The sequence below is a fragment of the Luteimonas sp. MC1828 genome (assembly GCF_016461615.1).
Lineage (GTDB): Bacteria > Pseudomonadota > Gammaproteobacteria > Xanthomonadales > Xanthomonadaceae > Luteimonas.
Genome location: NZ_JAEMNY010000001.1, coordinates 141,931 through 155,627, shown reverse-complemented (window position 1 = coordinate 155,627; position 13,697 = coordinate 141,931). Strand labels below are relative to the sequence as shown.

At 71.3% G+C, this 13,697-nt stretch carries 13 protein-coding genes; 7 read left to right on the top strand and 6 right to left on the bottom strand.

The features are described 5' to 3' along the window. The first annotated feature begins 81 nt into the window (after positions 1–81). From JHB91_RS00795 to JHB91_RS00780, 4 genes are read left to right on the top strand one after another with little or no spacing between them, the layout of a single operon-like run. Entirely contained in the window at positions 82–705 is a 624-nt protein-coding gene (locus JHB91_RS00795) for an RNA polymerase sigma factor (protein WP_199472601.1), read from the top strand. Then, complete coding sequence (locus JHB91_RS00790) at positions 702–1,661, top strand: hypothetical protein (RefSeq protein ID WP_199470825.1); 960 nt, start codon at positions 702–704, stop codon at positions 1,659–1,661. The genes JHB91_RS00795 and JHB91_RS00790 overlap by 4 nt, the downstream gene beginning before the upstream one ends. Further along, positions 1,661–2,248, top strand: a complete 588-nt coding sequence (locus tag JHB91_RS00785; RefSeq protein WP_199470824.1) for a YigZ family protein — start codon at positions 1,661–1,663, stop codon at positions 2,246–2,248. Before JHB91_RS00790 ends, JHB91_RS00785 begins: the two co-directional genes overlap by 1 nt. Beyond that, a complete protein-coding gene (locus tag JHB91_RS00780) occupies positions 2,248–4,104 on the top strand; it encodes an ABC transporter transmembrane domain-containing protein (RefSeq protein WP_199470823.1) in 1,857 nt (618 codons plus the stop codon). Before JHB91_RS00785 ends, JHB91_RS00780 begins: the two co-directional genes overlap by 1 nt. A gap of 46 nt (positions 4,105–4,150) precedes the next feature. Here JHB91_RS00780 and JHB91_RS00775 read toward each other — a convergent pair whose 3' ends face one another. From JHB91_RS00775 to JHB91_RS00765, 3 genes are all read right to left on the bottom strand, one after another. Continuing rightward, positions 4,151–5,779 (bottom strand): acyl-CoA dehydrogenase family protein, encoded by a 1,629-nt coding sequence (locus JHB91_RS00775; protein ID WP_199470822.1) that lies wholly within the window; start codon positions 5,777–5,779, stop codon positions 4,151–4,153. 27 nt (positions 5,780–5,806) lie between these two features. Further along, positions 5,807–6,145, bottom strand: coding sequence for a hypothetical protein (locus JHB91_RS00770; protein ID WP_199470821.1), 339 nt, complete (start codon positions 6,143–6,145; stop codon positions 5,807–5,809). 74 nt (positions 6,146–6,219) lie between these two features. Further along, positions 6,220–6,969 carry a DUF72 domain-containing protein gene (locus JHB91_RS00765; RefSeq protein WP_199470820.1) on the bottom strand — a complete coding sequence of 250 codons (750 nt, stop codon included), beginning with the start codon at positions 6,967–6,969 and terminating at the stop codon, positions 6,220–6,222. Positions 6,970–7,124: 155 nt separating this feature from the next. Here JHB91_RS00765 and JHB91_RS00760 point away from each other — a divergent pair, with 155 nt between their 5' ends. After that, complete coding sequence (locus JHB91_RS00760; protein ID WP_199472600.1) at positions 7,125–7,868, top strand: DNA-formamidopyrimidine glycosylase family protein; 744 nt, start codon at positions 7,125–7,127, stop codon at positions 7,866–7,868. Positions 7,869–7,956: 88 nt separating this feature from the next. Beyond that, entirely contained in the window at positions 7,957–8,481 is a 525-nt protein-coding gene (locus tag JHB91_RS00755; protein WP_199470819.1) for a hemerythrin domain-containing protein, read from the top strand. Positions 8,482–8,550: 69 nt separating this feature from the next. Here the strand turns inward: JHB91_RS00755 and JHB91_RS00750 are convergent, their stop codons facing one another. Then, positions 8,551–10,152 (bottom strand): SDR family oxidoreductase, encoded by a 1,602-nt coding sequence (locus JHB91_RS00750; RefSeq protein ID WP_199470818.1) that lies wholly within the window; start codon positions 10,150–10,152, stop codon positions 8,551–8,553. A gap of 102 nt (positions 10,153–10,254) precedes the next feature. After that, a complete protein-coding gene (tsaA, locus tag JHB91_RS00745) occupies positions 10,255–10,812 on the bottom strand; it encodes a tRNA (N6-threonylcarbamoyladenosine(37)-N6)-methyltransferase TrmO (RefSeq protein ID WP_199470817.1) in 558 nt (185 codons plus the stop codon). Positions 10,813–10,938: 126 nt separating this feature from the next. Here tsaA and JHB91_RS00740 point away from each other — a divergent pair, with 126 nt between their 5' ends. Then, entirely contained in the window at positions 10,939–11,496 is a 558-nt protein-coding gene (locus tag JHB91_RS00740; protein ID WP_199470816.1) for a hypothetical protein, read from the top strand. 50 nt (positions 11,497–11,546) lie between these two features. Here JHB91_RS00740 and JHB91_RS00735 read toward each other — a convergent pair whose 3' ends face one another. Next, on the bottom strand, positions 11,547–13,679 hold the full coding sequence (locus tag JHB91_RS00735) for a M13-type metalloendopeptidase (RefSeq protein WP_233398492.1): 2,133 nt from the start codon (positions 13,677–13,679) through the stop codon (positions 11,547–11,549). Positions 13,680–13,697: the final 18 nt, after the last annotated feature.

The window sequence follows — 13,697 nt, the reverse complement described above, 5'->3', positions numbered from 1 at the left end:
ACCGGTCCGCGCATGATGCATGGTCGCGCGGCGAGCCGCACGGGCTTCCCGCCGCGGCGTGCAACCCGTACCCTCGCGGCGATGGACGAGCGCGCCGCCAACGACGGTTCCGAAGGCAGCGACGAGTTGCTGATGCTGGCCTGGGCAGGCGGTGATGTCGCTGCGTTCGAACGTCTGTACGCGCGCCATCGCCAGCGCCTGCACCGCTACCTGCTGCGCCTGCTGCGCGACCCCGGGCTGGCCGACGAAGTGTTCCAGGACACCTGGCAGCGCGTGATCGCCGCGCGCCCGGACTGGCGGCCCGATGCCGGCTTTTCGACGTGGCTCTATCGCATCGCGCACAACCGCATGAACGATCACTGGCGGTCGATGCAGCATCGCCCGCCCGCGCCTGCGGATGCAGACCTGCGCACCGAACGCGTGGAGGATCCGGACACGCCGGAACGCAATCTGTCGGCGTTCGAATCGCGCCGCAGCCTGCAGCTGGCGCTGGATGCCCTGCCGCCCGAACAACGCGAGGTCCTGGTGCTGCGCCTGGAGCAGGAACTCAGCCTCGAGGAGATCGGCGTGATCACCGGCGTCGGCCGCGAAACCGTCAAGTCGCGGCTGCGCTACGCCATGGACAAGCTGCGCCAGCGCTTGCAACCCGCCGATGGCGGTGACGGCCCTGCCGCGTCCGTTGCCGCGCAGGAGCGCCCGGCATGAGCCGCGTCCCTCCACCCGGAACCCCGCTGGACCACGAGGAGCGCGAGTTCGCGGCGTTGCTCGCGCGCGACCGGCCGTCCACCGGGCCGTCGCCCACGCTGGATGCCGCGATCCTGGCAACGGCACGCAAGGCGGCGCGCGACGAGACTGCCGTGGCGCCACGCCGTACCCGTCGCCCGCGCATGGCGTGGGCGACCGGTGCGGGTCTGGCGGCGTCGCTGGTGCTTGCCGTCGGCGTGGCCTGGCAGATCCGTCCGCAGGGCGACGCGATCGAAGTACCGGACGAAGCGCCGCGCGCGGCTGCGTCCCGCGACATGGGCGATGCGCAGTCACGCCCGGCGCCTGCCGCGGAGATGCAGGTGGCGGCGCCCGCCAGCAGCGCACCAGCCGACACCACCCAGGACGCAGCGTCGCGCGCCGAGCCGCGACCGGCAGCCGCGCGGTCGATGGCCGCATCCGGCACACCTTCCGCACCGCCCGATGACGCAACGCCCGTGATGGAGATGCCGCCTGCTCCGCCAGCGCCACCGCCGCCGGCGCCTGTCGTGTTCGACGCGCCGGAGCCCACGGCCGCCGCTGTCGCTCCACGACGCGAAGCCGGACAGCAGGCCGACGCCGAGCGCCTGCGCCGGGCCGAGGACGAAGCTGCAGACGCCGCGCAACGGCGTGCGATGCGCACGCCACAGGACGCGGCACGTCCCGCCGCGGCGGCAGCCGCGAAAGCAGCGCCCGCGCCTCCGCCGCCGGTGGAAGACGACCACGCGTACGACCAGCCGCTGGACGATGCCCCTCCGGCCTCGGCCGACGCCCCGGAAGTGCGCGAGGCGTGGCTGGCGCGCATCCGCGAGCTGGTGGCCGAAGAGCGCTATGCCGAGGCACGCGCCAGCTTCGACGAATTCCGCCGCCGCTATCCCGACGTGGCCGTGCCGCGCGACCTGCGGGTGCTGCTGCCGTAATGCGCACCACCCTGGCCGCGCCCGCGACCCACGAGATCCTCGTCCGCCACAGCCGCTTCCTCGCCCACGCCGCGCCGGTGGAATCGGCCGACGAAGCGGTCGCGTTCATGGCCGCCGTGTCGGTGCTCGATGCCACCCACAACTGCTGGGCGTGGCGGATCGGCGCCGGCTACCGCTCCAGCGACGACGGCGAACCCGCCGGCACCGCCGGTCGCCCGATCCTCGCCGCCATCGATGGCCAGGGGCTGGACGGCGTGGCGGTGGTGGTGACGCGCTGGTACGGCGGCATCAAGCTCGGCGCCGGCGGCCTGGTGCGCGCCTATGGCGGCGCGGCCGCCGAGTGCCTGCGCACGGCGCCGCGGCGCGACGTCATCGACATGGTGGAGCTGCGCGTGGCCTGCGGCTTCGCCGACTGCGGGGAAGTGCATGCGGCGCTTGCGGCATTCGCCGTCGAAAAGCTGGCGGAGACCTTCGACGCCGACGGCGCGCACTTCCATCTGCGGCTGCCTGCGGATGCCGTGGAAGGCTTCCGTACGCGCCTGCGCGACGCCACCCGCGACCGCGTGCGCATCGGCGACAATGGCTGATGGCCCGATTCTCGCAAACGTCCCGGCAGGCAAGCCCACCCCCCGCAGCCGACGGCAGCAACGCGCCACCCGGCGACACGACGCCCGTCGGCGACCGCAAGGCGCCGTTCGCAAGCCTGCGCGGCCTGCTGCCGTTCCTGGCGCGGCACAAGGGCCTGCTGGTGGCCTGGCTGCTCGCGCTGATCGCGTCCAGCACCGCCACGCTCAGCCTGCCGGTGGCGGTGCGCTTCATGATCGACCGCGGCTTTGCCAGCGGCTCCGGCATCGACGCCGCCTTCGGCCTGCTGCTGGCAGTCGCGGTGGCGCTGGCGCTGGCCACGGCGGCACGGTTCTTCTTCGTGTCGCTGCTCGGCGAGCGGGTGGTCGCCGACCTGCGCAACCAGCTGTACGGGCATCTGATCGGGCTGGACCAGGCCTTCTTCTCGCGCAGCCGCTCCGGCGAGCTGGTCTCGCGCCTCACGGCTGATACCGAGCTGCTGCGCAGCGTGGTGGCGACCAGCATGTCGGTGGCCCTGCGCAGCACGGTGATGGTGCTGGGCAGCGTGGCGATGATGGTGGTCACCAGCCCCAGGCTGGCGCTGTGGACGCTGGTCGGTATTCCGCTCTTCGTGCTGCCGCTGGTGCTGGGCGGGCGCCGCCTGCAGCGCATCTCGCGGCAGAGCCAGGACCGCATCGCCGATGCCAACGCACTGGCCAATGAAACCCTGGGCGCGGTGTCCACGGTGCAGGCACACGCCCGCGAGGAACACGAGCGCGCGCGCTTCGGCGCGGCCGTGGCCATGTCGGTCGCCACCGCGCGCCGCCGCATCACCGTGCAGGCGATGGTGACCGCGGTCGCGATCACCGCGGTGTTCGGCGCGATCACCCTGGTGCTGTGGTCGGGCGCGCACGACGTGGCCGCCGGCTCGATGACCGCTGGCACGCTTGGCCAGTTCGTGCTGTACGCGCTGTTCGGCGGTGGCTCGGTGGGCGCGCTGGCCGAGGTCTGGAACGAACTGCAGAAGGCCGCCGGCGGCATGGGGCGCATCAGCGAACTGCTCGAGGAGCGCGCGCTGGTGTCCACCCCGGACACGCCCGCCGCCCTGCCCCGCCCGGTGCGCGGCGAAGTCGCGCTGCGCGACGTGACCTTCCACTATCCGTCGCGCCCGGACATGCCGGCGCTGCACGGCTTCACGCTGGCCGTGGCGCCGGGCGAGACCGTCGCGCTGGTCGGCCCGTCGGGCGCCGGCAAGAGCACGGTGTTCTCCCTGCTGCTGCGCTTCTATGACCCGCAGTCCGGCGCGCTGACGCTGGACGGCGTGGACCTGCGCACGCTCGACCCGATCGAGCTGCGCGGCGCGATCGCGGTGGTGCCGCAGCAGCCGACGATCTTCGCCGCCAGCGCGCGCGACAACATCCGCTACGGCCGCCTGGAGGCGACAGACGCCGAAGTCGAAGCCGCCGCGCGTGCCGCCGAGGCGCACGACTTCATCACCGCCCTGCCGGCCGGCTACGACGAGCAGCTGGGCGAACGCGGCGCGCGCCTCTCCGGCGGCCAGCAGCAGCGCATCGCCATCGCTCGCGCGCTGCTGCGCGACGCACCGGTGCTGCTGCTCGACGAAGCCACCTCCGCGCTCGACGCGCAGAGCGAGCGCGCCGTGCAGCACGCGCTGGAGCGGCTGATGGCCGGCCGCACCACGCTGGTGGTGGCGCATCGCCTGGCGACAGTGCTCAAGGCAGACCGCATCGTGGTGGTGGACGCCGGGCGCATCGTCGCCGAGGGCACCCACGCCGAGCTGATGGCGCAGAACGGGCTGTACGCGGAGCTTGCGCGGCTGCAGTTCCTGGATGTCCAGGGCGCGTCCGTCGACGCATAGCCGGTATCGATGCGCGCGCCGAAGCGCGGCACGCACGGCGAGGATCTCAACCTGGAAGCGCGCGCTCGATGGCGGCGTGCGTCGCCAGCCCTGCCGGCAACGTACCCATCGCCAAGCCGTGCGCACCGCCCAGGCGGCTGCGACAGAACGCCTCGGCCGCGGGGCTGCCGGCGCGCAGCAGCACCGACGCCTGCAGCGCGAGCGCGATGCGTTCGACCAGCAGGCGTGCGCCGGCCTCGCCCGCGTCCGGCAGGGCCTCGCGCAAGACCACGAGTGCGGCGTCCAGCGCCGGGTGCAGGCCACGCGCGGCGTCGATCTCGGCCAGCAACGCCGCGCCGGCCTCCGGTTCGCGCGCCAGCGCACGCAGCACGTCGAGGCACTGGATGTTGCCGCTGCCTTCCCAGATTGAATTCAATGGTGCCTGGCGGTACAGCCGCGGCAGCAGCGATTCCTCGATGTAGCCGGCGCCGCCCAGGCATTCCTGCGCTTCGTTGACCAGCGCCGGCGCGCGGCGGCAGATCCAGTACTTGCCGACCGCGGTGGCGACGCGCGCGAACGCGGCCTCGCGCGGATCGTGAGGCGCCGCATCCACGGCCCGCGCCACGCGCATCGCCAGCGCCAGCGCGGCCTCGGATTCGATCGCCAGGTCGGCCAGCACGTTGCGCATCAGCGGTTGCTCCGCGAGGCGCTTGCCGAACGCGCTGCGGTGCCGGCAATGGTGGATCGCCTGCGCCAGCGCCATGCGCGTGCCGGCGGCCGAGCCGAGCATGCAGTCGAGGCGCGTGAGCATCACCATCTGCAGGATGGTGGCGACGCCGCGGCCCTCGTCGCCCACGCGCCACGCGGTCGCACCCTGGAATTCCACCTCCGACGACGCGTTCGACCAGTCGCCGAGCTTGTCCTTGAGGCGCATCAGCGTGAATGCGTTGCGGCCACCGTCGGGCAGGCGCCGCGGCATGAGGAAGCAGCTCAATCCACCCGCCGCCTGCGCCAGCACCAGGAAGCCGTCGGACATCGGCGCCGAGAAAAACCACTTATGCCCGCGCAGCGCGTACGCATCGCCCGCCACGGCATCGCCATCGGCCAGCGGCGTGGCGGTGGTGGTGTTGGCGCGTACGTCGCTGCCACCCTGCTTCTCGGTCATGCCCATGCCGATGGTGACGCCCGGCTTGGCGCTTATTGCGACATCCGATGCGTCGTAGCGGCAGCTGGCCACTTTGTCCGCCCACCCGCGCAGCGCCGGGGCCTGGCGCAGGGCCGGCACCGCGGCATGGGTCATGGTCAGCGGGCAGCTGGTACCGGGCTCCACCTGATGGTGCAGGTAGCTCAGCGCCGCGCGCGCGACGTGCGCACCCGCGCCGGGCTGCGCCCAGGACAGGCCGGCGACACCGTGCTCCACCGCGACCTGCATCAGCCGGTGGTAGTTGGGGTGGAACTCCACCACGTCGATGCGCTGGCCGAAGCGGTCGTGCGTGCGCAGCCGCGGGCGGTCGCGATGGGCGTCGTGCGACAGCGCCAGCAGCTCGCCGCCGGCGATCGCGCCATACCCGGCCACGTGCGACGCGAATGACGCCGCGCCCTCGCGCGCCAGCGCTTCGCGCAGGACGGCGTCATCCGCCCAGAGGTCGCGCGGCGCGAACTCCGGCGGCTGGTTGTCGACGACGTGCGTGCCCATGGCGCGCTCCCCTCCGGGTGCTACGGGTCAGTCGGCTGCGCCGGTCCCGCGCGCCGGGGAGGTCAGCATGTGCTCCGGCACCACGCCACCGCGGCGCGGCTGCGGCCCCACGACGACCGTGGTCGCCTTGTTGGCGATGATGTACGGCTTCACGTCGTCGATGAAACGCAGCTTGCCGGTCGCGCGCTCCGCGAACTGCCTGGCGGTGATCCGCACGTGGCAGTTGAGGAACGGCCCGGCGATGTTGCGGCCCTTCGACACGTAGACGATGCGGCCGTCGCGGTCGCGGCCCAGCACCAGGCGCTCCTGCTTGCGGGTGGTGCTGTAGATCCAGCCGGGCTGGATGTCGGATTCAGGGATCGCCATGGGGGCTGTCCGCCTGGGTTCGGAAACGATGCACAGCGTAGTCGCAGCGGTGAAGGCATGCACGCCCCGACGCGTCAGCTGACCGCAAGCGCCTGGAACGCGGCGGCATTCGGTGTGGCATGGCCGTGCGCGGTGTTGTCGAACACCACCCAGGCCGCGCTGCCGCGCGGCGTCGCGGCGGCGACCCGCTTCGCAAGCGCCGCCAGCGCATCGGCGTCGTAGTCGCTGTAGTACATCCTCGGCGCGCCGTGCCAGCGCCAGTAGCGCAGCGCCGGGTCGCCTCCCGGTTCCGCGGCGGCCGCGACCGGCGCCGGATCCGCCGCAACCCGTGCGATGTGGTGCCGCTGCCACAGCGCGTCGACGCGCGGCGCGAACCAGCTGGCGTGGCGTGGCTCGCAGGCGATGCCGCCCGCCCAGCGCCGGCGCAGCATGGCGAAGAACGTGGCCGCCACGCGGCCATCAAACGCGAGGCTCGGCGGCAGCTGCACCAGCAGGCAGCCGAGCTTGCCGCCCAGCCCACCGGCCTGGTCGAGGAAGGCATCGAGGAGCGGGCCAGCGGCCTGCAGGCGATGGTCGTGGGTAATCGTCCTCGGCAGCTTGGCCGAGAACCGGAAGCCTGCGGGCACCGTGGCCGCCCAGCGCTCGTATGTGGCCCTTCGGTGCGGACGGTGGAACGAAGAGTTGATCTCCGCCATCGCAAAGCGGCTCGCGTAGGTGGCGAGCATGCTGTCACCGGCAGCGAACAGCTGGCGATGGCCGGCGGCGATCGACCAGCCGGCGGTGCCGGTGCGGACCGCGGTGCTGGCGGCAGGGGAACGTGGCATGCGCGGACCGGATCGAGAGGCGTCGGCACAACCGATAACATCCGTCCTCCCGTGACTCGGTGAAGCCGCGGATGCGGCGACGTGCCGCTGCCAGGCGCACGGGCAGGCACCACGCGTTGACATGCGTGTCACCCACCGTGGCGATACTCGCCGCCATGCCGGAAGGTCCTTCCATCGTCCTGCTGCGCGAGGATGCCGCGCGCTTCGCCGGCCGCAAGGTGCTGCGCGTTTCGGGCAACAGCACGCAGGACATCGAGCGCATGCGCAACCGCAAGCTGATTGCCGTGCGCAGCTGGGGCAAGCACTTCCTGCTTGAGTTCCACGGCTTCAGCCTGCGCATCCACCTCCTGCTGTTCGGCAGCTACCGCATCAACGCGGGCAAGGCCACGCCGCCGCGCCTGAGCCTGGGCTTCAGCAAGGGCGAGGAACTCAACTTCTATGCCTGTTCGGTGCGCTTCGTCGAAGGTGCGCTCGACGACAGCTATGACTGGCGCGGCGACGTCATGGACGACGCCTGGGACCCGGCGCTGGCGCGGCGCAAGCTGCGCGCGCAACCGGAGGCGCTGGCCTCGGACGTGCTGCTCGACCAGGACGTGTTTGCCGGCGTGGGCAACATCATCAAGAACGAGGTGCTGCACCGGATCCGCGTGCACCCGGAAAGCACGGTCGGCGCCCTGCCCGCGCGCAAGCTGTCGGAGCTGGTCACGCAGGCGCGTGAATACAGCTTCGACTTCTACCGCTGGAAGAAGGCCTTCGTGCTGAAGAAGAATTACCAGGTTCACACCAGGCGGAGCTGCCCGCGCGACGGCACTCCGCTGACCTTCCGAAAGCACCTCGGCCGTGCGCAGCGGCGCGCCTTCTGGTGCGACACCTGCCAGCGGCTGTACGTCGCCGAGTGATCCGCCGCGGGCGGCGGGGCCACTTCTTCACGCCGGCATCCGCCCCGGAGCGGTTCGATATCCACCCCTCCCGCACGAGCAGACGCCAATGCGCAGCATCCTCGCGACGTTGAAGAAGGAGCACGACGCCCTCCGCGGCCTCTTCGACCAGATCAATGCCACCACCGACCGCGCCGAAAAGACGCGTGCCGACCTGCTGGAGAAGATCGAGGCCAACCTGATTCCGCACGCCAAGTGGGAAGAGCTGGTGTTCTACCCCGCCTTCGCCAAGCGTGCCTCGCACGAGCAGCTGCTGCAGCATGCCGAAGCGATCCAGGAGCATCGCGCGGTGGAGCTGACCGTGCTGCCCGACCTGCACGCGTCCGAAAAGACCTCGCGCCAGTTCGCCGGCTCGGTCAAGGTGCTGGGCGAATTCATCGACCACCACGCGAAGGAGGAGGAGAAGGAGATGTTCGCCTCCGCGCGTGACCTGTTCACGCCTGCGGAACTCGCGGAGTTCGACGAACAGTACGAGGAATGGAAGTCGTCGTTCGCCGCCGCCGGCATCACGGCGCATGCCAAGCTCAAGACCGGCCTGAAATCGGTGCTGCGCGCGCCGACGGCGCCGGGCTGAGGCACGTCCACCCGGGACCCGGCCGGGGCGCGCCGAACCGCGCAACCCGGCGTCCCCCGCGACCGGCTGCTACCAGTCGGTCGGCTTGTAGTCCTTCAGGAACTGGCCCCACACGTGCTCGCCGGTATTGAGCCCGGCGATGATCGGATCGACGATGCGCGCCGCGCCGTCGACAATGTCGAGCGGCGGATGGAAGCGCTCTTCGATCGTCTTGCGCGCGGCGATTTCCACCGGATCCTCGTCGGTCACCCAGCCGGTGTCGACGGAATTCATGTGGATGCCGTCGCCGTGGTAATCGGCGGCCGAGGTGCGCGTCATCATGTTGAGCGCGGCCTTGGCCATGTTGGTGTGCGGGTGCCGGGTGGTCTTGAAGTTGCGGTAGAACTGCCCTTCGACCGCCGACACGTTGACGATGTGTCGGTCGCGCGTGGGCGGGCTGCCGTCGGCGGTGCGCAGCATCAGCGGCTTGAGCCGCGCGTTGATCAGGAACGGCGCGATCGCGTTGACCAGCTGCACTTCCAGCAGCTCCACCGACGGCACCTCGTCCATCAGCAGCCGCCATGAATTGCGGCCGCGCAGGTCGACCTGCTGCAGGTCCTGGTCCAGGCGGCCTTCCGGGAACAGATGCGACTGGCCCAGCAGCTCCTCGGCCAGCAGCGGCACCTGCGACAGCTCGGCGGCGCGGGTCAGGCCGGCGGCGGCGGCGTGGCGCAGGTCGCGACCGGCCAACGCGGTCTTGTCGCCTTCCGGCAGCAGCGCTTCGGCGCGCAGGCCTTCATAGCGCCCGAGCAGCGCGCGCAGGTGTTCGGGCGCGTCGTGCAGCGCGGCCGTTTCCGCCGCCATCATGTGCGCGTAGAACTCCGGCGGGCGGCGCACGGTCTGGCAGGCGTTGTTGATGATGAAATCGAGGCGGTCGTGCGTGGCCAGCAGCTCGCTGCAGAACGCCTCCACGCTCGGCGTGTGGCGCAGGTCGAGCCCGAAGATCTCCAGGCGGTCGTGCCATTCGGCGAAGTCGGGCTCCTCGGCGTAGCGCGCCGCGGAATCGCGCGGGAAACGCGTGGTCACGATCAGCCGCGCGCCGCAGCGCAGCAGCTTCAGGCCGGCCTGGTAGCCGATCTTGACCCGGCCGCCGGTCAGCAGCGCCACGCGCCCGGTCAGGTCGGTGAGCTCGGTGCGCTTGGCGAAATTGAAGTCCGCGCAGGTCGGGCACAGCTGGTCGTAGAAATGGTGGATGCGCGTGTACTTCTGCTTGCACACGTAGCAGTGCTGCGGCTCGAGCGCCTCGTGGTGCGGCGGCACATCGGCATCGAGGTCGAGGGGCTTGAAACCGCTCGGCGGGAAATAGTTGGGCGTGGTGAATACCGGCTGGCGGCGCAGCGTGCGGATGCCGGTGGCATCGAGGATCGCGTCGTCGCGCTGGTTCTTTTCCAGCACGCGGCTGCGCTTGGCCTGCTTGCGGCGCTGGCGGCGCGCCACGGGATCGACCGGCGCACTGATCGCGGCCAGCGCGCGGTGCAGGCGCTCGCGGGTGGCGTCGTCCAGCGCGTCGAGCAGCGCGTGGTCGGCGGCGACGGTTTCGAGGGTATCGGTGGCGTCCCGCAGGCGCGCTTCGAGCGTATCGCCGGGCAGGTCGGCGCGGGCGTCAGGTGCGCCCGGTGAGGTCGTGGTCATGCGCATAGTTTGCGGGCTGGGCGCCGCAAACGACAGCGCCGGCGCCTGAAGATCGCAGCGAGCCGCGCCTGCACGGCCCCGGCGGAGTGGCAGGCTGCCGGTTCAGCGGGTCCGCGGCCGCCGCGGCCCGGGCGCGGAATGACGGCCGGTGCGGGCGTCGATCGCGTCGATCCAGCCGGCCGCAGCCCCCGGAAACGCGTCGGCGTAGGGCACGTAGGGCTTGATGTCGAGCACCGGCGTGCCATCAAGGAGGTCCAGCCCGCGCACCCGCAGCGCGCGCGCCTCCACCGCCACCAGCTCCACCGCAGACAGTCCGATCGCGTTCGGCCGGTGCGGCGCGCGGGTGGCGAGCACGCTGCGCTTGCCGCCGCCGCGCGGCGGCCTCACCTCGGCCTTCCAGCCCTCGCTGCGGTCGAACACGAACACCAGCCAGATCCGCGCGAAGCCGGCCAGGTCGCGGAACGCGGCCGCCGGCAGCGTGTCGATGAATTCGATATGCGCGTCGACCGCATCGCCGGTCTCGGTGCCTTCGACCACCGTGGCCTGGTGCGGCGCGTCGATGCGGCGCGCATACGGCGAGCGCACGTAGGCGATCGGGCTGAACGTGAACACCTGGGCCTCGTCGGGCGCGGGCGCGGCGGAGCCGGGTTCGGGCGGCATGGGCGGGTCTGGCAGCATGGGCCGGCCATGGTCCCATGGCCGCCGCCAGCGCGCGCGGAGCGGAGACGCGACGCCCTGGCCACCACGCTGCGCTTATCCTGTGCGCCCCGCACCGGACCACCCGCCATGCACGCTCCCGACAGCGAATTCGACCCCGACGACAACTACGCGGGTGGATTCGACCCCGACCTGGAAATCGACGAGGACGCCGGCAACGAGACGCTGGTCTGGCAGCTGCTGCTGCTGCTCAACCCCGGCGACGAAGAGACCGCGCTGCAGCAGTTCGCCGCCTACCAGGACGCGACCGCCGATGCCGGCGAAGACGAGTTCGAGCCGGCCTGGGTGCTGAAGGACATCATCGACTGGAAGTCCGGCTTCCAGGTGCACGACGACGATGCCGCCGCGTTCGTGGAAAGCATCACCGAGCTCGTCTCGCGCTGGAACCTCGAGCTCGACTGGGGCGTCGAGGATCCGACCGACGACGAGTTCCTCGCCGACGCCAGCATCGCCGACCTGCTGCACGTGGCCTACGACGCGCTGCGCGCCTACGGCTACACCCTGTGGGTGTGGGAAACCGGCACCGAGACCACCGCCGGCTGGATTGCGCTCAGCCGCGACGACGAGGCGATGCGTGCGATCGCGCCGGCGCTGGGCATCGAACTGCGGCCGGCCGGCCTGGCATAGACGCCGCGCACGGGTCACCGTCGGCGACCCGTGCGCGCATCACTCCCGCATTACCAGATGCGGACCCGATCCTCGGGCGCGATCCACAGCGGATCGCCTTCGCTGACGTCGAACGCGTCATACCAGGCGTCGATGTTGCGCAGCGGCGCGAACGCGCGGATGTGGCCCGGCGAGTGCGTGCCGTTGACCAGCTGCTGGCGCAGGGCGTCGTCGCGCCACAGGGTGCGCCATACCTGGGCCCAGCCCATGAACAGGCGCTGCTCACCGCTGAAGCCGTCGATCACCGGCGCCGGCTTGCCGTCGAGCGAGCGACGGTAGGCCTCCAGTGCGATGGTCAGCCCGCCCAGGTCGCCGATGTTCTCGCCCATCGCGACCTTGCCGTTGATGTGCATGCCCGGCAGCTGCGGGAACTCGAAGGCCTCGTACTGGGCGCCGAGCTTCGCGGCCTGGACCTCGAACTTGGCGGCGTCGTCGGCCGTCCACCAATCACGCAGCAGGCCGGCACCGTCCGACTTGCGGCCCTGGTCGTCGAAGCCATGGATGATCTCGTGGCCGATCACGCCGCCGATGGCGCCGTAGTTCACCGCCGGATCGGCGTCGGGATCGAAGAACGGCGGCTGCAGGATCGCGGCCGGGAACACGATCTCGTTCTTCACCGACGAGTAGTAGGCGTTGACCGTCTGCGGGGTCATGCCCCACTCGGCCTTGTCGACCTGCTGGCCGATGCGCGCGCGGTCGTAGTCCCATTCGAAGGCGGCCGAACGCAGCGCGTTGCCGAGCACGTCGCCGTCCCTGACCTCCAGCGAGGCATAGTCGCGCCAGGTCTCCGCGTGGCCGATCTTCAGGCCGAAGCCGGCCAGCTTGGCGCGGGCCTCCGCCTTGGTGTCTTCGCCCATCCATTCCAGCTGGTCCAGGCGCGCGCCCATGGCCGCCTTCACGTTGGCCACCAGTTCGTCCATCTTGGCCTTGGAGTCCGGCGGGAAGTACAGCTGCACGTAGTCGCGGCCGATGGCCTCGCCCATCGCCTCTTCGGCATGCGCCACGCCGCGCTTCCAGCGTTCCTTCTGCTCGGGCTGGCCGGAGAGGAACTTCGAGCGGAAGTCGAAGTGGGCGTCGACGAAGGCCTTCGACAGCATCGGCGCCGCCTGGTCGGTGACGTGGAAGGCCTGCCAGGCCTTGAGCGTATCGAGGTCGGCAGCGGCGAAAAGCTTCGCCAGCTTCGGCATCGCGCTGTCCTGGCGCACGACCGCGCGCGACGCCTGTTCGACGCCGGCGGCGGCGAAGAAGCGCTCCCAGTTGACGCCCGGCGCGGTGGCGGCGAAGTCGGCGCGCTCGACCGGGTTGTAGGTGCGGCTGCGGTCACGGCTCTCGGCGCGGGTCCAGTGGGCTTCGGCCACCGCCTTCTCGAAATCGAACACGCGCTGCGCATTGCCCTGCGCATCGTCCCAACCGGCGAGTTGCAGCAGCTGCGCGATATAGGCGACGTAGCGCTCGCGCTGCGGCGCGAACTTCTCGTCCAGGTACATCTGGCGGTCGCCGAGACCGAGGCCGGACTGGCTCATGTAGAGCGTGTAGCGGTCGGGATCACGCTGGTCGTCGGACACGCCAAGGCGGAACAGGGTGGCGCCGACGCCGCCGGAAGCCGCGCCCATGAGGTCGGCAAGTGCGTCCTTGTCGGCCGCGGCGCGGATGGCGTCGAGGTGCGGCGCCAGCGGCTCCGCGCCCAGGGCCTCGATCGCGGCCTCGTCGAGGAAGCTGCGGTACAGCGTGGCGACCTTGGCGGCGTCGCCGGTCGCGGCGCCGCCCTGCCCGACGTAGCCCTCGACCAAGCCGCGAACGCGCGCCTCTGACAGGTCACGCAGGACCAGGAACGAGCCGTACATCGACTTGTCCGCGGGAATGTCGGTGTTCGCGGCCCACGTGCCGCTGACGTAGCCGAAGAAGTCCGCACCCGGCGATACATCGCGATCCATGCCCGCGGTATCGATGCCCCAGGTGCCGAAGCGGTCGGCTGCGACGTTCGCCCCGGTGCTGCCGGCACCCGAATCGTCCGCGGCATACAGCAGGGTGGTGTCGCAGGCGATGTCCAGGCAGCCGGCGGCATCGCGGGCGTCATGGGCGGAAACGGGCGCGGCGATCGCAAGTGCGAGCGCGGTCGCGGCGGAGAGCAGGCTGGTCTTCAAATCGTAACTCCTGGCGGG

Coding starts and splice junctions, on each gene's coding strand:
- JHB91_RS00765 (WP_199470820.1), bottom strand. CDS start 6,969: ATGCCACGTTCCCCTGCCGCCAGCACCGCGGTCCGCACCGGCACCGCC.
- JHB91_RS00760 (WP_199472600.1), top strand. CDS start 7,125: ATGCCGGAAGGTCCTTCCATCGTCCTGCTGCGCGAGGATGCCGCGCGC.
- JHB91_RS00780 (WP_199470823.1), top strand. CDS start 2,248: ATGGCCCGATTCTCGCAAACGTCCCGGCAGGCAAGCCCACCCCCCGCA.
- JHB91_RS00750 (WP_199470818.1), bottom strand. CDS start 10,152: ATGACCACGACCTCACCGGGCGCACCTGACGCCCGCGCCGACCTGCCC.
- JHB91_RS00770 (WP_199470821.1), bottom strand. CDS start 6,145: ATGGCGATCCCTGAATCCGACATCCAGCCCGGCTGGATCTACAGCACC.
- JHB91_RS00785 (WP_199470824.1), top strand. CDS start 1,661: ATGCGCACCACCCTGGCCGCGCCCGCGACCCACGAGATCCTCGTCCGC.
- JHB91_RS00790 (WP_199470825.1), top strand. CDS start 702: ATGAGCCGCGTCCCTCCACCCGGAACCCCGCTGGACCACGAGGAGCGC.
- JHB91_RS00795 (WP_199472601.1), top strand. CDS start 82: ATGGACGAGCGCGCCGCCAACGACGGTTCCGAAGGCAGCGACGAGTTG.
- JHB91_RS00740 (WP_199470816.1), top strand. CDS start 10,939: ATGCACGCTCCCGACAGCGAATTCGACCCCGACGACAACTACGCGGGT.
- JHB91_RS00775 (WP_199470822.1), bottom strand. CDS start 5,779: ATGGGCACGCACGTCGTCGACAACCAGCCGCCGGAGTTCGCGCCGCGC.
- tsaA (WP_199470817.1), bottom strand. CDS start 10,812: ATGCCGCCCGAACCCGGCTCCGCCGCGCCCGCGCCCGACGAGGCCCAG.
- JHB91_RS00755 (WP_199470819.1), top strand. CDS start 7,957: ATGCGCAGCATCCTCGCGACGTTGAAGAAGGAGCACGACGCCCTCCGC.